At 63.3% G+C, this 20,860-nt stretch carries 19 protein-coding genes; 11 read left to right on the top strand and 8 right to left on the bottom strand.

Going from position 1 to position 20,860, the window contains the following annotated elements:
- Window positions 1-146 precede the first annotated feature (146 nt).
- From NCR38_RS11805 to NCR38_RS11820, 4 genes are all read right to left on the bottom strand, one after another.
- Window positions 147-743, bottom strand: a complete 597-nt coding sequence (locus tag NCR38_RS11805) for an FMN-dependent NADH-azoreductase (RefSeq protein ID WP_250477125.1) — start codon at window positions 741-743, stop codon at window positions 147-149.
- A gap of 139 nt (window positions 744-882) precedes the next feature.
- Window positions 883-2,682: a M61 family metallopeptidase gene (locus tag NCR38_RS11810; protein ID WP_250477141.1), complete on the bottom strand. Its 1,800-nt coding sequence runs from the start codon at window positions 2,680-2,682 to the stop codon at window positions 883-885.
- 159 nt (window positions 2,683-2,841) lie between these two features.
- The gene (locus tag NCR38_RS11815) at window positions 2,842-3,573 is read right to left on the bottom strand and encodes a DsbC family protein (protein WP_250477126.1); all 732 of its coding nucleotides are present in this window, start codon (window positions 3,571-3,573) and stop codon (window positions 2,842-2,844) included.
- Window positions 3,574-3,639: 66 nt separating this feature from the next.
- A complete protein-coding gene (locus NCR38_RS11820; RefSeq protein ID WP_250477127.1) occupies window positions 3,640-4,812 on the bottom strand; it encodes a UbiH/UbiF family hydroxylase in 1,173 nt (390 codons plus the stop codon).
- Window positions 4,813-5,011: 199 nt separating this feature from the next.
- On the opposite strand from NCR38_RS11820, the gene ychF reads away from it, so the two are divergent.
- The 4 genes from ychF (at window position 5,012) to NCR38_RS11840 (ending at window position 9,647) form a co-directional block, all read left to right on the top strand.
- Window positions 5,012-6,106 carry a redox-regulated ATPase YchF gene (ychF, locus tag NCR38_RS11825; protein ID WP_061121687.1) on the top strand — a complete coding sequence of 365 codons (1,095 nt, stop codon included), beginning with the start codon at window positions 5,012-5,014 and terminating at the stop codon, window positions 6,104-6,106.
- A 131-nt stretch (window positions 6,107-6,237) separates the two neighbouring features.
- A complete protein-coding gene (locus NCR38_RS11830; RefSeq protein WP_250477128.1) occupies window positions 6,238-6,558 on the top strand; it encodes a DUF3761 domain-containing protein in 321 nt (106 codons plus the stop codon).
- Window positions 6,559-6,701: 143 nt separating this feature from the next.
- Window positions 6,702-8,369 carry an energy-dependent translational throttle protein EttA gene (gene ettA, locus NCR38_RS11835; RefSeq protein WP_250477129.1) on the top strand — a complete coding sequence of 556 codons (1,668 nt, stop codon included), beginning with the start codon at window positions 6,702-6,704 and terminating at the stop codon, window positions 8,367-8,369.
- A 150-nt stretch (window positions 8,370-8,519) separates the two neighbouring features.
- Entirely contained in the window at window positions 8,520-9,647 is a 1,128-nt protein-coding gene (locus tag NCR38_RS11840) for a DUF748 domain-containing protein (RefSeq protein ID WP_061121685.1), read from the top strand.
- 18 nt (window positions 9,648-9,665) lie between these two features.
- Here NCR38_RS11840 and NCR38_RS11845 read toward each other — a convergent pair whose 3' ends face one another.
- The 3 genes from NCR38_RS11845 to NCR38_RS11855 all read right to left on the bottom strand — a co-directional run bounded on the left by NCR38_RS11845 (window position 9,666) and on the right by NCR38_RS11855 (window position 12,492).
- On the bottom strand, window positions 9,666-10,289 hold the full coding sequence (locus tag NCR38_RS11845) for an HAD family hydrolase (protein ID WP_250477130.1): 624 nt from the start codon (window positions 10,287-10,289) through the stop codon (window positions 9,666-9,668).
- Between the two features lie 16 nt (window positions 10,290-10,305).
- Window positions 10,306-12,093, bottom strand: a complete 1,788-nt coding sequence (locus NCR38_RS11850; RefSeq protein ID WP_250477142.1) for an aminopeptidase P family protein — start codon at window positions 12,091-12,093, stop codon at window positions 10,306-10,308.
- A 126-nt stretch (window positions 12,094-12,219) separates the two neighbouring features.
- Window positions 12,220-12,492: a hypothetical protein gene (locus tag NCR38_RS11855; RefSeq protein WP_061121682.1), complete on the bottom strand. Its 273-nt coding sequence runs from the start codon at window positions 12,490-12,492 to the stop codon at window positions 12,220-12,222.
- A 955-nt stretch (window positions 12,493-13,447) separates the two neighbouring features.
- On the opposite strand from NCR38_RS11855, the gene NCR38_RS11860 reads away from it, so the two are divergent.
- From NCR38_RS11860 to NCR38_RS11890, 7 genes are all read left to right on the top strand, one after another.
- Complete coding sequence (locus tag NCR38_RS11860; protein WP_250477143.1) at window positions 13,448-13,720, top strand: galactosyltransferase-related protein; 273 nt, start codon at window positions 13,448-13,450, stop codon at window positions 13,718-13,720.
- Between the two features lie 192 nt (window positions 13,721-13,912).
- The gene (gene hemA / locus NCR38_RS11865) at window positions 13,913-15,208 is read left to right on the top strand and encodes a glutamyl-tRNA reductase (protein ID WP_250477131.1); all 1,296 of its coding nucleotides are present in this window, start codon (window positions 13,913-13,915) and stop codon (window positions 15,206-15,208) included.
- Window positions 15,209-15,304: 96 nt separating this feature from the next.
- Window positions 15,305-16,387: a peptide chain release factor 1 gene (gene prfA, locus NCR38_RS11870; RefSeq protein WP_061121679.1), complete on the top strand. Its 1,083-nt coding sequence runs from the start codon at window positions 15,305-15,307 to the stop codon at window positions 16,385-16,387.
- Window positions 16,384-17,220, top strand: coding sequence for a peptide chain release factor N(5)-glutamine methyltransferase (prmC, locus tag NCR38_RS11875; protein WP_250477132.1), 837 nt, complete (start codon window positions 16,384-16,386; stop codon window positions 17,218-17,220). Before prfA ends, prmC begins: the two co-directional genes overlap by 4 nt.
- An 83-nt stretch (window positions 17,221-17,303) precedes the next feature.
- Entirely contained in the window at window positions 17,304-17,615 is a 312-nt protein-coding gene (grxD, locus tag NCR38_RS11880; protein WP_061121677.1) for a Grx4 family monothiol glutaredoxin, read from the top strand.
- A 13-nt stretch (window positions 17,616-17,628) separates the two neighbouring features.
- Window positions 17,629-18,231, top strand: coding sequence for a UbiX family flavin prenyltransferase (locus tag NCR38_RS11885; protein WP_250477133.1), 603 nt, complete (start codon window positions 17,629-17,631; stop codon window positions 18,229-18,231).
- Between the two features lie 94 nt (window positions 18,232-18,325).
- A complete protein-coding gene (locus NCR38_RS11890) occupies window positions 18,326-19,111 on the top strand; it encodes a class III extradiol ring-cleavage dioxygenase (protein WP_250477134.1) in 786 nt (261 codons plus the stop codon).
- A gap of 79 nt (window positions 19,112-19,190) precedes the next feature.
- On the opposite strand, the gene NCR38_RS11895 is transcribed toward NCR38_RS11890, so the two are convergent.
- Window positions 19,191-20,783 carry an APC family permease gene (locus NCR38_RS11895; protein WP_250477135.1) on the bottom strand — a complete coding sequence of 531 codons (1,593 nt, stop codon included), beginning with the start codon at window positions 20,781-20,783 and terminating at the stop codon, window positions 19,191-19,193.
- Window positions 20,784-20,860 lie beyond the last annotated feature (77 nt).

Consider the following 20,860-nt stretch of genomic DNA (forward strand, 5'->3'; position numbering starts at 1 on the left):
GAGGTGGTCGGCAAGCATCGCACCGGAAAGTTAACAGCCCGGCGCTCCGTTTACAACCACTTCTCACCCCATAAACAAAAATGCCGTTCAGCGCTAACTGAACGGCATTACCGCATAAGCGGGGTTTTCTTCTTGAAGAGAGACGCTTAGACAGCCGCAATGGCCTCACGCGCCGACGCCAGCGCCGCGCCAGCCACTTCCGGCCCCATGTTCAGGCCTTCGGCGTAAATGAAGCTCACGTCGGTCATGCCGAGGAAGCCGAGGAACGTCGTAAGGAACGGCGTCTGCGAATCGTTCGGCGTGCCTGCGTACTTGCCGCCGCGCGCCGACACCACGTACACCTTCTTGCCCTTCACGAGGCCTTCCGGACCGTTCGCGGTATAGCGGAAGGTGATGCCGGCACGCGCGATCCAGTCGAAGTACGTCTTCAGTTGCGACGAGATGCCGAAGTTGTACAGGGGTGCTGCGATCACGACGACATCCGCCGCCTGCAACTCGGCGATCAGCGCTTCGCTCTTCGCGTTGATCGCGGCTTGTTCCGTGCTGCGCTGATCGGCGGGCGTGAAGAACGCGCCGAGCGTGGCGTCGTCGAGGTGCGGAAGGTTGTCGCCCAGCAGATTGCGCACGACCAGCTTTGCGCCCGGGTTGCTTTGTTGCAGTTTCGCGGTCAGTTCGTCGGCGAGCAGCGTCGATTGAGCACCTTGCGAACGGGCGGCGGAGTTGATTTGCAGAATCGTCGTCATGATGGGTTCCTGTTCCTTGATCGGGTTTCGGGCACCGTCGGCGCCCGGCTTAGGAAGCATTCTTCGTTTTTCGACGGTCGAGAAAAAGCCGTGCGGTCGTGACGGATCGTTGCACCGGTAGAACAATCCGCCTCCGGAATCAGCCTTTCAGCCAGCGCTCGCGCCATTGTTTCGACGGGCCGCGTCCGTCGATGGCGGTCAGCACGTAGCGCGCGACTTCCGGCCCGTCGAGCCTGAGCTCGGTGCGGCGCAGCTCGTCGCGGCGGAACGCGTGCACTTCCACCTTCGTGCCCGGCAGATAGCGCGACAGCAGCGCGTCGAGATTGGAGCCGGTGATGCGCAGTCCGTCGATTGCGACGAGCACATCACCCGCCGACAATCCCGCCTTCTGCGCCGCGCTGCCTTCATGCACGACGGCAAGCGTGCAATCCGCGCCGCCGCGCACACGCGCGCCGAGCGAAGGCTTGACCGATGCGCCGTTGCCCGGCAAATCGGGCGCCATCGCGATGCCGAACGGCTCGAGCAGCGCGTCGAGCGGCAGATCGCGCGTGCCGCGCACGCCGTCGCGGAAGAGCGAGCGCAGGTCCGCGCCGGTCGCTTCGGCGAAGAGCGCCTCGACGTCTTCCTCCATAAGTCCGCGCGCCTTGCCGTGGTAGAACTCGCGCCCGTAGCGTTGCCAGAGGAGGCGCATCACGTCGTCGAGCGATTTGCGGTTGTCGGTTTGCGCGCGGATCGACAGATCGAACGCCAGCGCGACGAGCGAGCCTTTCTGGTAGTAGCTGACGATCGCGTTCGGCGCGTTTTCGTCGGCGCGATAGTACTTCACCCAAGCATCGACCGAGCTTTGCGCGACGGACTGCTTGAGGCGCCCCGTGCCGCGCAGCACGCTGCCGATCGTCTTGCCGAGCAGGTTGAAGTAATCGCCCGCCGAGATGAGGCCGCTGCGCACGAGCAACAGATCGTCGTAGTAGGACGTGAAGCCTTCGAAGAGCCACAGCAGCGTCGTGTAATTCTCCTGCGACAGATCGTACGGCGCGAACGCCGCCGGCTTGATGCGCTTCACGTTCCACGTATGGAAGTACTCGTGGCTGCACAGACCGAGATAGGTGCGATAGCCTTCGGTCGTTTCCGGGCGGCCCAGCACGGGCAGATCGGTGCGATTGCAGATCAGCGCCGTCGATGCGCGATGCTCGAGCCCGCCATAACCATCGCTGACGGCGACGGTCATGAACACGTAGCGTTCCACCGGCGCCTTCTTCGTGCGCGGCTCGAAAAGCGCGATTTGCGCTTCGCAGACGCGCTTCAGATCCGCGGCGAGCCGGTTCATGTCGAGATTGACGACGCGCCCCGAAATCACGATGTCATGCTTCACGCCGTGCGCGGTGAAGCTGCCGAGCGCGAATTCGCCGAGCGTGACGGGCTGATCGACGAGTTCGTCGTAATTCGCCGCTTCATAGCTGCCAAAGCCGTAGCGCTTCGTGCCGCGCGCCTCGGCGAGCGCCGTCGCGACGCGCCAGTTGCGATACGCGCCGCCCTGCGGCGGTTCGATATCGACGATGCACGGCGCGGCCGACTGCCCTTCCACCGCGAGGAACGTGCTCGTCCCGTTGAAGAAGCCGATGGTGTCGTCCAGATGCGCGGCGCGCACCGACATGTCCCACGCGTAGACCTCGTAGCGCAGCGTGATCGGTCCGTCGACCGGTGCGGCTTGCCATGCGTGCTTGTCGATCTTTTCGATCGCGACCCGGCGGCCCGCCGCGTTGAACGCCTGCAGCGTCACGATATTGCGCGCGAACTCGCGGATCATGTAGCTGCCAGGAATCCACACCGGCAACATGAACCGCTGGCCAGCCGGATCCGGCTCTGCAACGGTGAGCGTCACTTCGAAGAGATGCGCGGCGGGATTTTTCGGAACGATGCGGTAGCGCACGGGCTGCACCGTTTGCATGAGCGTAGTCATCTCGATGTCCTTGTTCTTGTTCTGGGCGCGCCTGGCCACGCCCGGCGCCTTGCTTCTTTACGCTGCGCTTTCGCAAAAGCAAGGCCGTAAAAACATAGGAGGCGCATGACGCGCCTCCTTTCCTCGTTCGAGCCGCGCTCAGCGCACGGCGGACAGTTCCTTTTCGAGCCGGTCGGCGGGCACGGCGCCCGGCAGACGGCGGCCATCGGCGAGAAACACGGTCGGCGTGCCGGTGACGTTCATCGAGCGGCCGAGCTTCAGGTTCTTGTCGATGGCAGTCGTGTCGCACGACGCTGCCATGGGCGGCGTCTTGCGGTCGAGCATCCAGCTTTCCCACGCGTTCGCGCGATCCTGCGCGCACCAGATCGACTTCGACTTGGCCGTCGAATCCGGCGAGAGCACCGGGTAAAGGAAGGTGTAGACGGTGACATTGTCGATCGATTTCAGCGTCGATTCGAGTTGCTTGCAGTATGGGCAGTTCGGATCGGAAAACACCGCGATCTTGCGCTTGCCGTTCCCCTTCACGACCTTCACCGCGTCTTCGAACGGCAGCTTCGCGAAGTCGATCTTGTTCGTTTCCGAGAGCCGCGCCTCGGTGAGGTTCTTGCTGCTGCGCGTGTCGACGAGATCGCCGATCAGCACGTAGTTGCCGGTCGCATCGCTATAGATGATCTGCGAGCCGAGATTCACTTCGTATAGTCCCGGCACGGGCGTCTTCTGGATGCTCTTGATGGTGGCGTCGCCCATGCGCGATTCGAGCGCCGACTTGATCTTGTCGGTGACTTCATCGGCCTGCGCCGAACAGCCGATGCTGAGCGTCACGGCGAGCGCAGCGGCCGTCGCGAGAGCGATGCGAAAGGTGGTTTTCATGCGGTTTCCTGTGAGTCGCTTGAGCGTAGCGCGTGCGTCGCGCCTGTGGAATATCAATGGACTGTCTCAGCCGAGCGCCGCCGACACAAGCCAGCGCTTGATGAGCGGCTGCGCGCCGACGAACGCCATGCCCGTGTTACGGACCGCGCGCGCAAGCGTGCCCGGCACGGAAAAGAGCCGCTGCAGGCCGTCGGTCGCGAACATGAGCTTCTGGATGTCTTCGCGGCGCGCGCGTTCATAGCGGCGCAGCAGAATCGGATCGCCGAGATCGCGGAACGACTCTTTGTTGGCGATGACGTCAGCCAGCGCGGCCACGTCACGCAGGCCGAGGTTCATGCCCTGCCCCGCGAGCGGGTGAATCAGATGCGCGGCATCGCCAACGAGCGCGACGCGCGGCGCGATCAGCTTGTCCACGGTCTGCAGCCCGAGCGGAAAGCCCTGCGCGGGCGTCACGCAATCGAGCGTGCCGAGCATGTTTTGCGTCGCCTGTTCGACCTGGGCCGCGAGTTGAGCGGGATCGAGCGCGAGCAGTTCGTCGGCGTGCTCCGTGCGTGCCGACCACACGAGCGAAACGTGATCGCCGGGCAACGGCAGCAGCGCGATGATTTCCGTATCGCGGAACCATTGATATGCGGTTTCGCCGTGCGGCCGCTCGGCCCGGAAATTGGCGACGACACCCGTCTGCCGATAATCGCGACGATTCATCTTCGCGCCCATTTGAGCGCGCACCCAGGAATGCGCGCCGTCGGCGCCGACGATCAGATCCGTTTCGAGCATTTCGCCGCTCGCGAGCGCGACATGCGCGGCGTCGGCCTCGACCGTCATGCCCTGCGCGCGCGATTCGAACCACGAGAGGCTCGGCTGAAAGCGCAACGCGGCATCGAGCGACTGTTCGATCAGCCACGATTCCACGATCCACGCGAGTTGCGGCACCGACGCCTGGAACGCCGAGAAGTGCAGTTCCGCGTGGGCGTCGCCGAAAACACGCATGTGGAACACCGGACCGAGACGCGAGCGATCGAGCGCCTGCCAGACGCGCAGCCGCTCGAGCAGCGCCTGCGAGCTCGAGGACAGCGCGTAGATGCGCGAATCGAACGCTGCGCCCGGCGGCAGACCGGCGGGGCGCGACGCGATGAGCGCGGTGCGCAGACCGGATTGGGCGAGCGCGAGCGCGGCCGTCTTGCCGACGAGCCCGCCGCCGACGACGACTGCGTGGAATCTGAGGGGATGCGGAGTCATCCGGGCATTATAGCCGTGGGGTTCGAACGGGTTTGCCGGCCGAGGGTGCCGCTTGCGGGCGTCGGCACGGCGGTACAATAGCGGTTTGCCCGGCCGCCTGAGGCGGCCGCAGCGTGGCGGGCGGTCCTCGCCCGCTCTTTGCGCACCATTTTGACGAAACCTGCGCGGCCCGCGCCGTCTCACCAGTTCGAAGGATCCCATGAGCCTCCAATGCGGCATCGTCGGCTTGCCCAACGTCGGCAAGTCCACACTTTTCAATGCTTTGACCAAGGCGGGCATTGCCGCCGAGAACTATCCGTTCTGCACGATCGAGCCGAACGTCGGCGTGGTCGAAGTGCCGGATCCGCGTCTGAACGCGCTCGCCGAGATCGTGAAGCCAGAGCGCATCCTGCCGGCGGTGGTCGAGTTCGTCGATATCGCGGGTCTCGTTGCGGGTGCGTCGAAGGGTGAAGGCCTTGGCAACCAGTTTCTGGCGAACATCCGCGAGACGGATGCAATCACGCATGTCGTGCGCTGCTTCGAAGACGAGAACGTGATCCACGTCGCGGGGAAGATCGACCCGATCGCGGATATCGAAGTCATCAACACCGAACTCGCGCTCGCCGATCTGGCGACGGTCGAAAAGGCGTTCACGCGTTACTCGAAGGCGGCGAAGTCGGGCAACGACAAGGAAGCGGCGAAACTCGTCGCCGTGCTCGAGAAGGTGCGCGCGCAACTGGATCAGGCGAAGCCGGTGCGCGGTCTCTCGCTGACCGACGAAGAACAGCTGACCATCAAGCCGCTGTGTCTCATCACGTCGAAGCCGACGATGTACGTCGCAAACGTGAAGGACGACGGCTTCGAGAACAATCCGTACCTCGACGCGGTGCGCAAGCACGCGGAAGCGGAGAACGCGCCGGTGGTCGCGGTGTGTGCGGCGATCGAAGCGGAAATCGCGGATCTCGACGATGCCGACAAGAAAGACTTCCTCGCCGATATGGGCATGGACGAGCCGGGTTTGAACCGCGTGATTCGCGCGGGTTTCAAGCTACTCGGCCTGCACACCTACTTCACGGCGGGCGTGAAGGAAGTGCGCGCGTGGACGATTCATATCGGCGATACGGCGCCGCAGGCCGCCGGCGCCATTCACACGGATTTCGAGCGTGGCTTCATCCGTGCGCAGACAATTTCGTTCGATGACTACATCGCTTATAAGGGCGAACAAGGCGCGAAGGAAGCGGGGAAGATGCGGGCGGAGGGGAAGGAGTATGTCGTTCATGATGGGGATGTCATGAACTTCCTGTTCAACGTGTAAAACGTCAAGAACAGTCAAAGCTGCTTGCCTCGCGAAGCGGAGTACCCGATAAAGGGGCTCCGCTTTTTTCTTGCGCGGCAAGGCAGCGCACCGATGCGCGATAAATAACAACAACGAGAGAGCAAAAGAAGATGAAGAGACACGCGTCGATGAGCGCGTTGCGTGCGTTCGCGGTGACCGCGCTGATCGTGACGAGCGTCGTGTGGACACCCGGCGCCTTCGGCTATCGCGGCTATCAATATCAATACCAGCCGCAACCAGACGAATCCGACCTCGACAACCACGGCCACTACGTCAATCACGACGGCAACCTCGTCCACTCGCCCGCGCACACGCGCTCGGGCACGGTCCCCACAGGCGCGACCGCCCGATGCCGCGACGGCACCTACAGCTTCAGCCAGCATCACAGCGGCACGTGTTCGAGACACGGCGGCGTGGCGAGCTGGCAGTGACCGATGGCACCGCGAAGTACAATGCCATTTGATCCCGCGCGCGCCAGGCGCGACGGCGGGAACGCGCGAAACCGCGCGACCGGACATCCTCGCGCGCCGACTCGAACGCGCCGCGTTCATACCCTCAATCAATCACGGACAACATGGCCCAATACGTCTTCACCATGAACCGCGTCGGCAAAATCGTCCCGCCGAAGCGTCAGATCCTGAAAGACATCTCCCTCTCGTTCTTTCCCGGCGCGAAGATCGGCCTCCTCGGCCTGAACGGTTCCGGCAAGTCGACGCTCATCAGGATCATGGCGGGCGTCGATAAGGACATCGAAGGCGAAGCCACGCCGATGCCGAACCTGAACATCGGCTATCTGCCGCAGGAGCCGCAACTGGATCCGCAGCAGACCGTGCGTCAGGCCGTCGAGGAAGGTCTCGGCGACGTCTTCCAGGCACAAAAGAAGCTCGACGAAATTTACGCCGCCTACGCCGAGCCCGACGCCGACTTCGACAAGCTCGCCGCCGAACAGGCGAAGTACGAAGCGATTCTCTCGACGAGCGATGGCGGCAGCCCCGAGCAACAGCTCGAAGTCGCCGCCGACGCGCTGCGCCTGCCCGCATGGGACGCGAAAATCGAACATCTGTCGGGCGGGGAAAAGCGCCGCGTCGCGCTCTGCAAGCTGCTGCTGCAAAAGCCCGACATGCTGCTGCTCGACGAGCCGACCAACCACCTCGACGCCGAATCCGTCGAATGGCTGGAGCAGTTCCTCACGCGCTATCCGGGCACCGTCGTCGCGGTGACGCACGATCGCTACTTCCTCGACAACGCCGCCGAATGGATTCTCGAACTCGACCGCGGCCACGGCATTCCGTGGAAGGGCAACTATTCGAGCTGGCTCGACCAGAAGGAAGACCGCCTGAAGCAGGAAGAATCGAGCGAATCCGCGCGTCAAAAGGCGATCAAGAAGGAACTCGAATGGGTGCGCCAGAACCCCAAGGGCCGTCAGGCGAAATCGAAGGCGCGCATCGCGCGTTTCGAGGAGCTCAACAGCCAGGAATACCAGAAGCGCAATGAGACCCAGGAAATCTTCATTCCGGTCGGCGATCGTCTGGGCAATGAGGTCATCGAGTTCAAGAACGTCAGCAAGGCATACGGCGATCGCCTGCTCATCGACAATCTCGACATGAAGATTCCGGCCGGCGCAATCGTCGGCATCATCGGGCCGAACGGCGCCGGCAAGTCGACGCTCTTCCGCATGCTGACCGGCAAGGAGCAGCCGGATTCGGGCGAGATCGTCAAGGGGCCGACCGTCAAGCTCGCTTACGTGGATCAAAGCCGCGCCGCGCTCGCCGCCGACAAGACCGTGTTCGAGGAAATCTCCGGCGGCGCCGACGTGCTCACGGTCGGCAAGTACGAAACGCCGTCGCGCGCGTATATCGGCCGGTTCAACTTCAAGGGCAGCGATCAGCAGAAGCTCGTCGGCAATCTGTCGGGCGGCGAGCGCGGTCGTCTGCATCTGGCGAAGACGCTGATCGCCGGCGGAAACGTGCTGCTGCTCGACGAACCGTCCAATGACCTCGACGTCGAAACGCTCCGCGCGCTCGAAGACGCGCTGCTGGAATTCGCCGGCTCGGTCATGGTGATCTCGCACGATCGCTGGTTCCTCGACCGTATCGCCACGCACATCCTCGCGTTCGAAGGCGATTCGCATGTCGAATTCTTCGACGGCAATTACCAGGAATACGAAGCCGACAAGCGCAAGCGCCTCGGCGAAGAAGCAGCGAAGCCGAAGCGTCTGCGCTACAAGCCGATCACGCGCTGAGCATGGCAAACATCTGATGATTCGCGGCGCGCACCAATGCGGGCGCGCGCACGGACATCAGGTACGAAAGTGGCGACTGTGTAGGACGCAGTCGCCACTTTCATTTTCGAGCGGCACTTTCCGATAAGCCGACACGGGAGACACACGCAGATGGCGGGATCGAGCGCGAGGCGGGGAGCGCTTTGGGCAATCGGAATCGTGGTGGCGCTTTTCGTCGTGGCGATCGGCGGCTGGCTTTTCGCCGTGCATCAGATCAAAGAGCGCATCATCGAGACGCTCGGCCCAAGCGGTTCGGTGGAAGAAATCGACGTCGCCTTCGGTCAGGTGACGCTCTCGCGCGTGCGCCTGCGCGGCCCGAAAGACTGGCCCGCGAGCGACGCCATGCGCGCCGAACGCATCGTGCTCGATGTCGACATGCGTTCGCTCATCACGAAGCCGGTTCATCTGCGCAGCGTGAGCGTCGACAACTACTATCTGTCCATCGTCCGCTCCGCCGAGGGCCGCGTGCGCATCCTGCCGGGGCTCAGGGAAACTGCGCAGGAAGCCAACGCCACGCCCGACAGCAAGGAACGCGAGGAACACGCGCGAGAGGAAAAGCTCATCGATCGCGTGTCGTTCGAGCGCGGTTCGATGGAGTTCTTCGACGGCTCCGTGCAGAACCCGCCGTACCGCGTGCTGATCGGCGATGCGCGCGCCACCGTCGATCACATTCATCTGCCCGCCCTCACCGACCGCACCGAGCTTTCGATGACCGGCTCGATCAAGGGGCCGTCGCACACGGGCAATGTGACATGGGGCGGCTGGATGGTCATCGCGAACAAGGATTCGCAGACGCGCGCGACACTGCGCAACGTCGATGTCGCGACGCTCGATCCGTATCTGCTCAAGAAGGCCGGCGCAAAGGCGGCCGTAACGGGCGGCACCATCGACTTGTCGATCGATGCCACCGTGAAGGCCTACCGCATTCACGCGCCCGGCACGCTCACGCTGAATCACCTGCAGATCAGCGACGCCGGCAATCCGCTCGACACCTTTCTCTCGATCCCGACCAAAGCCGCGATCGCCGCGCTGAAGGACCGCAAGGAGCAGATCAAGCTCGATTTCGTGCTCGACGGCGATTTGCGCGATCCGAAGTTTTCGCTCAGCGAAAGTCTGTCGAAGAAGCTCGCGGCCGGTTTCGCGAAAGCCCTCGGCGTGAGCGCCGAAGGCGTCGCGCGCGGCGCGGGCGATACGGTGCGGGGAATCGGCAACGCGCTGAAGAATCTGCTGGGGCAGTAGCGCGTTGCATGTGCGCGTTCAGATCGGCAGATTCAGCGCGCGCAGCTTCGTTTCCGTGTCCAGTGCGCCGGTGTAGTGGACGCCGTGCCAGCCGAGCGCGGTCGCGGCTTGCGCGTTCTTCAGATTGTCGTCGATGAACACGAGCTCGTCTGGCCGAACGCCCGGCAAGTGCTTGTCGATCTCCGCGCGCATCAAATCGAAGATCTGCGGATCGGGCTTCACGAGACCGACGCGCCCCGACACGACGATCTCCCGAAACTTCCGCAGCACGTCGAAGCGCTCCCACGCGTACGGAAAAGTTTCCGCCGACCAGTTCGTGAGGCCAAAGAGCGGCACGCCCGCGGCCTCGAGCCGGTCGACGAGCGCGACGCCCTCTTGCATCGCGCCCGCCACCATTTCCGGCCAGCGCGCATAGAACGCGCGAATCAGCGCTTCGTGCTCGGGATATTGCGCGATTAACTCGGCCGTGCCTTCTTCGATCGTCTGTCCACCGTCCTGCTGCACGACCCACTCCATCTTGCAGACGTTGTCGAGAAACCAGCGGCGCTCGGTTTCGTCGGGAATCAGATGTTTGTAGAGATACTCGCGATTCCAGTCGATCAACACGCCGCCGAAATCGAACACCACGGCCTTGATGGTCATCTCGCCGCGCTCCTCGTCAGATCGCCTTCGTCCGCTCTTCGAGCCACGCCAGCGCTTTGCCCGACACATGCGGCGACACGCGTGTGCGAACCGTCTCGTGATACGCGTTGAGCCATGCGCGCTCGTCCTCACGCAACAGCGACAAGTCGATGCAGCGCGTATCGATCGGGCACAGCGTCAGTGTTTCGAATTCGAGGAAATCGCCGAACTCGGTCTTGCCCGCCGCGCGGTTCAACACGAGATTTTCGATGCGGATGCCCCACTTGCCCGGCCGATAGATGCCCGGCTCGATCGACGTGATCATGCCCTCTTCCATCGCCGTCCAGGATTCGGCCGGCGCGTAGTGCGAGATCACCTGCGGACCTTCGTGCACGTTCAGGAAGTAGCCGACGCCATGCCCCGTGCCGTGACCGTAGTCCGCGCCCGCTTCCCAGATCGGCGCGCGGGCGATCGAATCGAGCATCGGCGAACGGATGCCCCGTGGAAAGCGCGCGCGGGAAAGCGCCATCGTGCCCTTCAGCACGACGGTGAAATCGCGCTTGTGCGCGGCCTCGATTTCGCCGATCGGCACGACACGCGTGATGTCCGTCGTTCCGCTCAAATACTGGCCGCCCGAATCGATCAAGAGCAAGCCGTTGCCTTCGATCACGGCATGGGAGGTCTCGGTGGCGCGGTAATGCGGCATCGCGCCATTGGCGTTGAAGCCCGCGATCGTGGCGAAGCTCAGCGTGACGAAGCCCGGACGACGCGCGCGCGCGGCGGTCAGCTTCTCGTCGATCGTCAGTTCCGTGATGCGTTCGCGGCCGAGCGCCTCTTCGAACCACGCGAAGAATTCGGCGAGCGCGGCGCCGTCCTGTTCCATCGTCGCGCGAATGTGGTCCGCTTCGGCCGCTGTCTTGCGCGATTTGGCGAACGTCGACGGATTGACTGCCTCGACGATCTTCACCGACGCGCGCACCTTCTCCAGCAGCCCGTGCGTGATGCGGCGCGGGTCGATCAGGAGCGTCGCGTCCGCCGGCAACGCCGCGAGCGATTCCGGCGCGGCCCGATACGGTGCGACGTGCACGTTGTCGCGTGCGAGGGATTCGACGAGCGTGGCGGGAACCTTGCCATCGGCGACGAAGATCGTCGCGTCATCGAGACCGATCAGCGCATGCGCGACGAAAACCGGGTTGTAGCTCACATCGCCGCCGCGCAGATTGAAGATCCACGCGAGGTCGTCGAGCGTGGAAACGAAGTGCCATTGCGCGCCTTTCGCCTGCATCGCGCCGCGCACCTGCGCGAGCTTTTCCGCGCGGGTGACGCTCGCATGTGGCGCGGCGTGCTCGTAGACGGCCGCTTCAGGCAAGCCGGGGCGCGCCGGCCACACCGAATTCAGCAGGTCCAGATCGGTGCGCAGCACGATGCCGCGCGCGGTCAGCGCTTCGGACAATGCGCGCGCCGCTGCGACGCCGAGCACCGTGCCATCGACGGCGACGGTCGCGCCCGAGGGCACGTGTTCCGCGAGCCATTCGACGTGCGGCGCGGTTTGCTGGCCGCCCATCATCTTCATGAGCGCGATGCCGGTACCGGCGAGTTGCGCTTCGGCCTGTGTCCAGTAGCGGCTGTCGACCCAGACACCCGCGAAATCCGCCGTCACCACGAGCGTGCCGACCGATCCGGTGAAGCCCGAGAGCCACTGGCGTCCTTGCCAGCGTTCCGGCAGATATTCGGAGAGGTGCGGATCGGCGGACGGGATGAGCACGGCGGCGAGCTTTTCGAGCGCCATCTGGCCGCGCAACGACTCGATGCGTCTCGCGAACATCGCGGGCTCCGGAATGGCTGAATCTGCAATGCGATCGTTCATGAAGTCACCTGCTTGAAAGCCCGCGTGGGGCGCGAAGAGCACGGCGCGCGGCGAGGATCACCCGCCGCACGCAGAAAAAGTAGATCAGCGGCGCGCCGCCAGTCCGACGGTCGTCGTCACGACGAGGAACGCGAAGACCGCACACGCGAGCCATTCGAGCGTATCGCCATCGTGATAGACGTCGACGATATTGCCGAGCATGCGCGCGACGACCGTCGCCAGTATGCCAGCGGCGATCGCCGTCCAGATGCGTCCCGCCGGACCGCGCGCGCCGCGTCCCGCACGCCGCAGCGGATGCAGCCACCAGCCCGCCGCGCCGATTACCGCGCCGAGAAAAATCAGTCCGATCCAACCCATCAGCGGCGCTGCTCCGCGGGAATCGATTTAGCGAAAAGTGAAGCGTTCTGGATTACGGGCATGGTCTGGACAATTCTCGGCGGATGCAGCCGTTGAGTTTAGGGGCCGGGTATGGCCAGCGCAAGACTCCGATCCGGCCCCGCACACGGCGTGGACGAGTCTTCCGGAGTCAAGGAACATTCAACAACCGCATTTCCAGTTGAGACGCTTATGTGAATTTTCCGAGTTTTTCCCATTCGACAGGATGTTACGATTTTGCATCAGATGGCACCCGCATTTATCGGAATAATCCGGATAAAAGCGCTGGAAGTGAACTTAGGCTTCGCGAATGTGCTCGATATAACAGTCAAAACTCGCATTAATATCGCTCGATCGCTAACGCAGCGGAGCGATTTCCAGAGGCATCTTTCATGACGGAAAACAATGTGATTTCCCTGCGCGGTCTCGAAATGATCATCACCTATCGCGGCGCCAACCACGAGAGGCGTGACAATCTGAGCGCCGTCCTTCGCCACTTGGCCCGTACCTACTCGGACTATCAGATCTGGTTGATCGAGGCAGATGCCACGCCTAGGTTCGATTGGTGCGAATTCGGCGACCCGAGAATCAGGCATTTGTTCGTGCATGACACGGGCCCTTTTCCGAAGGCGCGACTGGTCAATCTCGGCGCCCTCATGGCTAAGAGCCCGATTATTTGCCTGCACGATGCCGATATGATCGCGAATCCGTCTTTCATGAAGGCGGCGCTTGACGCGCTGATCGACTGTAACAACAGCGATGCGCTTTGTCCTTTTACACGCGTATTGAATGTTTCGGGTAATCGCCGCCAATCGTTCATCGAATCGGGCGATTTCGCCGAATTCGCTCCATTTTTGGAGAGTGATTTACCAGACGAAATAAGTCTGCTGTACGCCAATACGCCGGGGCGATCAATCTCTTCAAACGCGCGGAATTCATCCGCATCGGCGGGCTGGACCCCGGCTTCATCGGCTGGGGAGGCGAAGATGACGACTTGTTTCTGCGCGCAGCGCGACTCGGCGTGCGGTGGCATGCGCTCTCGGATCCTAAGGCCGCGCTGTTTCACCTCCATCACGACTCTGCCTCGCGCCTCCAGATATGTGAAGAGGAGGACAGCGCCAGAAACCGTCGGATGGCGTCCCGCACCGGCGAGATCTCAATCGAAGAACTGGAAGCGCGCGCGGCCGAGCTTGCCAAGTTTTTCCGCTGAACTGTACGCCGCGGCTTTCTGTCACGCGCATGAACCGTGGGCGGAAGCTCATCGCCACGCTGGGTGGCGTAAGCGGCATCGGCCACTGCTCGCGCCCCAAATGCCACCTATAAATGAAGAAATACGCAAAAGGCTATAATATTGGGCTATCTGAAAGGCGACCGGCTTAGGCCCAAAGCATCAGCTCAAAAAATGCAGCTCCTCACGATCGGAATCAATCACCACACTGCGCCTGTCGCCCTGCGCGAACGCGTGGCGTTTCCGCTCGAACAGCTCAAGCCCGCGCTGGGCGCGCTGAAGGACATCTGGCTGGGACCGCTCGCGAAGGCATCGCCCGAAGCGGCCATCCTCTCGACCTGCAACCGCACCGAACTCTACTGCGCCACTGACGACGCCGCCGCCCGCGAAGCCGCGATCCAGTGGCTCTCGAAGTATCACAGCATCCCCGTTCCCGAACTCGCGCCGCACGTCTATGCGCTGCCGCAGTCGGAAGCCGTGCGTCATGCGTTCCGCGTCGCATCGGGGCTCGATTCGATGGTGCTCGGCGAGACGCAAATCGTCGGACAAATGAAGGACGCCGTGCGCACGGCGTCCGAAGCCGGCGCGCTCGGCACGTATCTCAATCAGTTGTTCCAGCGCACATTCGCGGTGGCGAAGGAAGTACGCACGACGACGGAAATCGGCGCGCAGTCGGTGTCGATGGCCGCCGCCGCCGTGCGTCTCGCGCAGCGCATCTTCGAGAACATTTCGAGCCAGCGTGTGCTGTTCATCGGCGCGGGCGAAATGATCGAACTCTGCGCGACTCACTTCGCCGCGCAGAACCCACGTGAGTTGGTCGTCGCAAACCGGACGGCGGAGCGCGGCGAGAAGCTCGCCGGGCGCTTCAATGGCCACGCGATTCCGCTCTCCGAACTACCCGCGCGCATGCACGAGTTCGACATCATCGTGTCGTGCACGGCGTCGACGCTGCCGATCATCGGTCTCGGTGCAGTCGAGCGTGCGGTGCGGGCGCGTCGCCATCGGCCGATTTTTATGGTCGATCTCGCCGTGCCGCGCGACATCGAGCCCGAAGTCGGCAATCTTCACGACGTCTTCCTCTACACCGTCGACGATCTCGGCGCGATCGTCCGCGAAGGCAACGCGTCGCGCCAGGCTGCGGTCGCGCAGGCCGAGGCGATCATCGAGACGCGCGTCGCGAATTTCATGCAGTGGCTCGATGCGCGCAGCATCGTGCCGGTCATCCGTCACATGCACACGCAGGCGGACACGCTGCGCCGCGCCGAAGTCGAGCGCGCGCGCAAGATGCTCGCGCGCGGCGACGACCCCGCCGCCGTGCTCGAAGCGCTGTCGCAATCCCTCACGAACAAGCTGATTCACGGCCCGACACACGCGCTCAACCGCGCGAGCCGTGAGGAGCGCGACCAGCTCATCGACCTGATGAGCGGCTTCTATCGCCACGGATCGTCGTCCGATTCGTCGGAACGTTAGCGGCTTTCTCTTTGCTATTCTCAAACGCTCCGCGCGGCCCGCGCGGCGCTCTCTGATCGCAGTATTTCCTGGCGCTGACCGCGCCGATTCCGCCCGATGAAAACGAGCATGCAGAGCAAGCTCGACCAGCTTGCAAAACGGCAGGTCGATCTCAACGAATTGTTGAGCCGTGAAGACGTGACAGCCGATATGGACCAGTATCGGAAGCTCACGCGCGAGCACGCGGAAATCAGTCCGATCGTCGATCAATACGCGCTCTGGCGTCAGGCGTTGACCGACGAAGCCACCGCGCAGGAACTGCTCTCCGATCCGTCGATGCGGGATTTCGCCGAAGAGGAAATCGGCGAGGCGCGCGAGCGCATGACGAAGATCGAAAGCGACTTGCAGATGATGCTCTTGCCGAAAGATCCGAACGACGACCGCAACATCTTCATCGAAATCCGCGCGGGCACGGGCGGCGACGAATCCGCGCTGTTCGCGGGCGATTTGCTGCGCATGTATCTTCGCTACGCGGAACGTAACCGATGGACCGTCGAGACGATGTCGGAGAGCGTGTCGGATCTCGGCGGTTACAAGGAAGTGATCGTGCGCATCGCCGGACAAGGCGCGTATTCGCGGCTCAAGTTCGAATCGGGCGGGCATCGCGTGCAGCGCGTGCCGGCGACGGAAACGCAAGGGCGCATCCACACGTCAGCGTGCACGGTCGCGGTGATGCCGGAAGCCGATGAAATCAGTGAAGTCGTCATCAATCCAGCCGACTTGCGTATCGATACGTTCCGCGCGTCGGGTGCGGGCGGGCAGCACATCAACAAGACGGATTCCGCCGTGCGCGTCACGCACCTGCCGACGGGCATCGTCGTCGAATGTCAGGACGACCGCTCGCAGCACAAGAACAAGGATCGCGCGCTGAAGGTGCTCGCCGCGCGCATCAAGGACAAGCAGTACCACGAGCAGCACGCGAAGGAAGCGGCGACGCGCAAGAGTCTGATCGGCTCGGGCGACCGCTCGGAGCGCATCCGCACGTACAACTTCCCGCAGGGGCGCATGACGGATCACCGCATCAACCTGACGTTGTACAAGCTCGAATACATCATGGACGGCGATCTCGATGAAATGATCGCCTCGCTCGTTTCCGAGCATCAGGCCGAGCAACTCGCGGCACTCGGGGAAACCGATTGAGCACGGCAGCCGAGTTGCTGCGCGCTGCCGGACTGCCGCAACTCGAAGCGCGCATTCTGCTGATGCATGTGCTCGGCTGGCGGCGCACCGAACTCATCACGCGTGATCGTGAACCGCTCGATGCGGATGCGGTTGCGCGCTTCGACGCGCTCGCGGCGAGACGTCTGAACGGCGAGCCGATTGCGCAATTGACCGGCCGCCGCGAGTTTTTCGGCCTCGAATTCGGCGTGACGCCGGACGTGCTGATCCCGCGGCCGGAAACCGAATTGCTCGTGGAGCTCGCGCTCGAGTCCATCGCCGATAAGACAAACCCGCGCGTGCTCGATCTCGGCACCGGCACCGGCGCTATCGCAATTTCGATCGCTCATGTGCGGCCCGATGCGCGCGTGTGGGCGGTCGACCGATCGAGCGCCGCGCTCGATGTCGCACGAGACAACGCACGCGCGCTGCTCGAAGCGACGCGCGAAGGCGGGCCCGTTACATTCATCGAAAGCGACTGGACCGCGAACACCGATCCATCGCTCATGTTCGAGGCGATCGTGAGCAATCCGCCCTATATCGCGAGCGACGATCCGCATCTCGCGCAAGGCGACTTGCGTTTCGAGCCGCGCGCCGCGCTCACCGACGACGCCGACGGCTTGTCCGCGATCCGCACGATCATCGGGACGGCGCCGTTTCTGCTGACGACGAACGGCGCCTTGTGGATCGAGCACGGCTACGATCAGGCGCAATCCGTGCGCGAGCTGCTCAAGGCACGCGGCTTCACCGATGTCCGCTCGATGCGCGATCTCGCTGGCATCGAGCGCTGCTCCGGTGGTCTTTTCACGGCCTGAGCATCTGGCTCCCGTCAGCCCGCCAAACCGAAATCCGCTATCATTTCAACCATCATTCCACCGACTTCAAGCGCAGGAACGCCATGGACACGCAAGAACGCATCAAGCAGATCGTCGATCAAAACCCCGTCGTCCTTTTCATGAAAGGCACGGCGCAATTCCCGATGTGCGGTTTCTCGGGCCGCGCGATCCAGGTGCTGAAGGCATGCGGCGTCGATCAGATCAAGACCGTGAACGTCCTCGAAGACGACGAGATCCGCCAGGGCATCAAGGAATTCTCGAACTGGCCGACCATTCCGCAGCTCTACGTGAAGGGCGAGTTCATCGGCGGCTCGGACATCATGATGGAGATGTATCAATCGGGCGAACTGCAGCAGCTCTTCGCCGCAGCCTGAGTTTTTTCCGCAAGTGAGCGCCCCCGCTGCCGCAAAACGACGGCTCATCGTCGCGATTACCGGCGCAACGGGCGCCATCTACGGCGTCCGTCTGCTCGAGACGTTGCGCCGGCTTTCCGGCGTCGAAACGCACTTGCTCGTTTCGAGCGCCGGCTGGCTCAACATCCAGCACGAACTCGATCTCGACAAGGCCACGGTCCACGCGCTCGCGGACGTCGTCCATAGCGTGCGTGATGTCGGCGCGACTATCGCGTCCGGTTCATTCGCGACCGACGGCATGGTCGTGGCCCCGTGCTCGATGCGCACGCTCGCGAGCATCGCGCATGGTCTTTCCGACAATCTCATCACCCGCGCCGCCGACGTCGTGCTGAAAGAGCGCCGCCGCCTCGTGCTGCTCGTGCGCGAGACGCCATTCAATCTCGCGCATCTGCGCAACATGACGGCCGTCACCGAGATGGGCGGCGTGATCTTTCCGCCCTTGCCCGCGTTCTATCAAAAACCCGCGACGATCGAAGAAATGGTTGATCACACGGTCGCGCGCGTCATCGGTTTATTCAGTATCGGCGAGCCGGTTGCGCCCGCCTGGCAAGGTCTGCGCGGCGAAGCGCCGGATTAACAACGGCGACGACACAATGCATTGCCGTTCGAGCCGTTTATCAACACAGCTCGTGGCCCTACATTGAGGGCAGACCCCACAGGAACTTGCTGCCATGAGCCGACTGCCCACCGTTTTCATTTCCCACGGCGCGCCGACGTTGCCGATCGATCCGTCGATGCCGTCCGCCGAGTTTGCCTCGCTCGGACAGACGCTGCCACGCCCGCGCGCCATTCTGATGTTGTCCGCCCACTGGGGCACGGCGCAGCCGGCGGCGAGCACTGCCCAACGGCCGGAGACGATCCACGATTTTTATGGCTTCCCGCGCGCCCTTTACGAATTGCGCTATCCGGCGCCAGGCGCGCCCGGTGTGGCGAAACGCGCCACGGCGGTGCTGGGCGAGCAAGGCATTCCCGCGGCGACAGCGGATCGTGGGCTCGATCACGGCGCATGGGTGCCCCTGCTGCTGATGTTTCCGGATGCGGACGTCCCGGTCGCGCAACTATCGATACAGCCGCATCTCGACGCCGCGCATCATTTCCGTATCGGCCGCGCATTGCGCGAGTTGCGCGATGACGGCGTGATGATCGTCGGTTCCGGGCAGATCACGCACAATCTGCGCATGGCCGATTTCAGCGCGCGTCCGGAAGACGCCGATCCGCGCGTGGCCGAGTTCACCGACTGGTTCGAGCGCCGCATGACCGAGCGCGATATCGACGCCCTGCTCGACTATCGCGCCCGCGCGCCGCACGCCGCGCTGATGCATCCGACCGACGAACATCTTCTGCCCGTGTTCAGCGCGCTCGGCGCGGCGGCGGACGACTATCGGCTGGGCATCCAGTCGCTCGGCACGTTCCAGCGCGCGCTCGCGATGACCAACTACGTGTTCACCGACGATTGACGTCGAAACCTGCGTCGAAATGAAAAAACCCGCCTGATCGCTCGGGCGGGTTTTTGTATTTGTCGTGAAGCGGAAAGAATCAGGCGCCGACTTCGTGAAGAATGTCGTCGCGGCTCTCGCGTTCGTCGAGGTACTTCGTGCGATAGCCCGTATGCACGCCCCAGTAGTAGAAGATCAGCGCGAGCACGGCGACCGCAGCCATGTCCCAGCCGTACGGCAGAAGCCCGCTGCCGCCGAAATCCTTGCTGCCGATCAGCGACATTACCGCCATCGACGGCAAATAGGCCACGAGCCACCACGCCGCCTTCAGATCGCGGCCCCAGCCCGCAAATCCTGTCTTGCCCTGGAAGTAGAAGTAGACCGGAAGCGCCACGACCATCAGCAGAATAATCTCGCCGGTGAGCGGCCACTTCGCCCAGAACAGCACGAGCGACGCGCACACGAACGCGAACGGCGCGATCAGGCCCATCATCGGCAGCTTGAGCGGGCGATCCAGGTCGGTAGCCGCGCGGCGCAGCGCCATCAGGCTGACCGGGCCGGTGAGGTACGAGATGACCGTCGCGACCGAGATCACCGCTGCGAGCGAGCTCCAGCCGCGGAAGAAGAACAGGAAGATGAACGCGACGAGCAGGTTGAACCACATCGCCGGGCGCGGCACGCCGTAGAACGGATGCACGATGCCGAAAATCTTCGGCATCGTGTTATTGCGCTGCATCGCGTAGATCATGCGGGTGGTCGTCGCCATATAGGTCGTGCCGGTGCCGCTCGGGCTCACGAATGCATCGACATAAAGCAGGAACGCGAGCCAGTTCAGATTCAGCGCGAGCGCCAGTTCCGCAAACGGCGACGCGAAGTTGAAGTGCGACCAGCCCTTCGCCACATCGGCCGGATTCACCGCGCCGATGTACGCAATCTGCAGCAGCACGTAGATCACGAGCGCGAGCAGAATCGAACCGATCACGGCGAACGGAACGCTGCGCGCGGGGTGCCTGGCTTCGCCGGCGAGATTTACCGGGCTCTGGAACCCGTTGAAGCTGAAAACGATGCCGCTCGTCGCCACGGCCGTCAGCACCGCGGGCCAGCCGTACGGCGCGAAGCTCGACGTGGTGCCGAAGTTCTCGGAATGGAACCCGGTCAAGACGAGGCCCGCGATGGTCGCTGCGGGAATCAGGAACTTGAAGATCGTGATCGCGGAATTCGCACGCGCGAACACCTTCACGCCCCAATAGTTCAGCATGAAGTAAACGATCACGAGCAGCGCCGACAGCCCGAGGCCCATCGGCGTGAGCGACTCGTTGACGAAGAGCGCGTGCGCCCAGTCATACGGCCAGGTGCTCATGTATTGGATCGACGCTTCGGCTTCGATCGGGATCACCGAGACGATCGCGATCCAGTTCGCCCACGCGCTGATGAAGCCGACGAGCGCGCCGTGCGAATAGCGCGCGTAACGCACCATGCCGCCCGATTCGGGGAACATCGCGCCGAGTTCGGCATAGGTCAGTGCAATTGCCAGAATGACGACCGCGCCGATCACCCATGCGACGATCGCTGCCGGCCCGGCGATCTTGGCAGCTTTCCAGGCACCGAACAGCCAGCCTGAACCGATGATGGACCCAAGGCCGGTCAACAAAAGTGCCATCGGGCCGATATTTCTTTGTATCGAACTCGTCAACTCTCTCTCCAGTGTCTCGCGCCGCGCGCGCATTCCCACGGCAGCACCGCCCCCTCCGCCGACCGCCAGGGAGCTTC

The sequence above is a fragment of the Caballeronia sp. INML1 genome, from assembly GCF_023631085.1.
Taxonomy (GTDB): Bacteria; Pseudomonadota; Gammaproteobacteria; order Burkholderiales; family Burkholderiaceae; genus Caballeronia; species Caballeronia turbans.

Coding starts and splice junctions, on each gene's coding strand:
- NCR38_RS11820 (WP_250477127.1), bottom strand. CDS start 4,812: ATGACTCCGCATCCCCTCAGATTCCACGCAGTCGTCGTCGGCGGCGGG.
- ychF (WP_061121687.1), top strand. CDS start 5,012: ATGAGCCTCCAATGCGGCATCGTCGGCTTGCCCAACGTCGGCAAGTCC.
- NCR38_RS11815 (WP_250477126.1), bottom strand. CDS start 3,573: ATGAAAACCACCTTTCGCATCGCTCTCGCGACGGCCGCTGCGCTCGCC.
- NCR38_RS11830 (WP_250477128.1), top strand. CDS start 6,238: ATGAAGAGACACGCGTCGATGAGCGCGTTGCGTGCGTTCGCGGTGACC.
- NCR38_RS11855 (WP_061121682.1), bottom strand. CDS start 12,492: ATGGGTTGGATCGGACTGATTTTTCTCGGCGCGGTAATCGGCGCGGCG.
- NCR38_RS11850 (WP_250477142.1), bottom strand. CDS start 12,093: ATGTTCGCGAGACGCATCGAGTCGTTGCGCGGCCAGATGGCGCTCGAA.
- NCR38_RS11845 (WP_250477130.1), bottom strand. CDS start 10,289: ATGACCATCAAGGCCGTGGTGTTCGATTTCGGCGGCGTGTTGATCGAC.
- NCR38_RS11840 (WP_061121685.1), top strand. CDS start 8,520: ATGGCGGGATCGAGCGCGAGGCGGGGAGCGCTTTGGGCAATCGGAATC.
- prfA (WP_061121679.1), top strand. CDS start 15,305: ATGAAAACGAGCATGCAGAGCAAGCTCGACCAGCTTGCAAAACGGCAG.
- ettA (WP_250477129.1), top strand. CDS start 6,702: ATGGCCCAATACGTCTTCACCATGAACCGCGTCGGCAAAATCGTCCCG.
- hemA (WP_250477131.1), top strand. CDS start 13,913: ATGCAGCTCCTCACGATCGGAATCAATCACCACACTGCGCCTGTCGCC.
- NCR38_RS11890 (WP_250477134.1), top strand. CDS start 18,326: ATGAGCCGACTGCCCACCGTTTTCATTTCCCACGGCGCGCCGACGTTG.
- grxD (WP_061121677.1), top strand. CDS start 17,304: ATGGACACGCAAGAACGCATCAAGCAGATCGTCGATCAAAACCCCGTC.
- NCR38_RS11805 (WP_250477125.1), bottom strand. CDS start 743: ATGACGACGATTCTGCAAATCAACTCCGCCGCCCGTTCGCAAGGTGCT.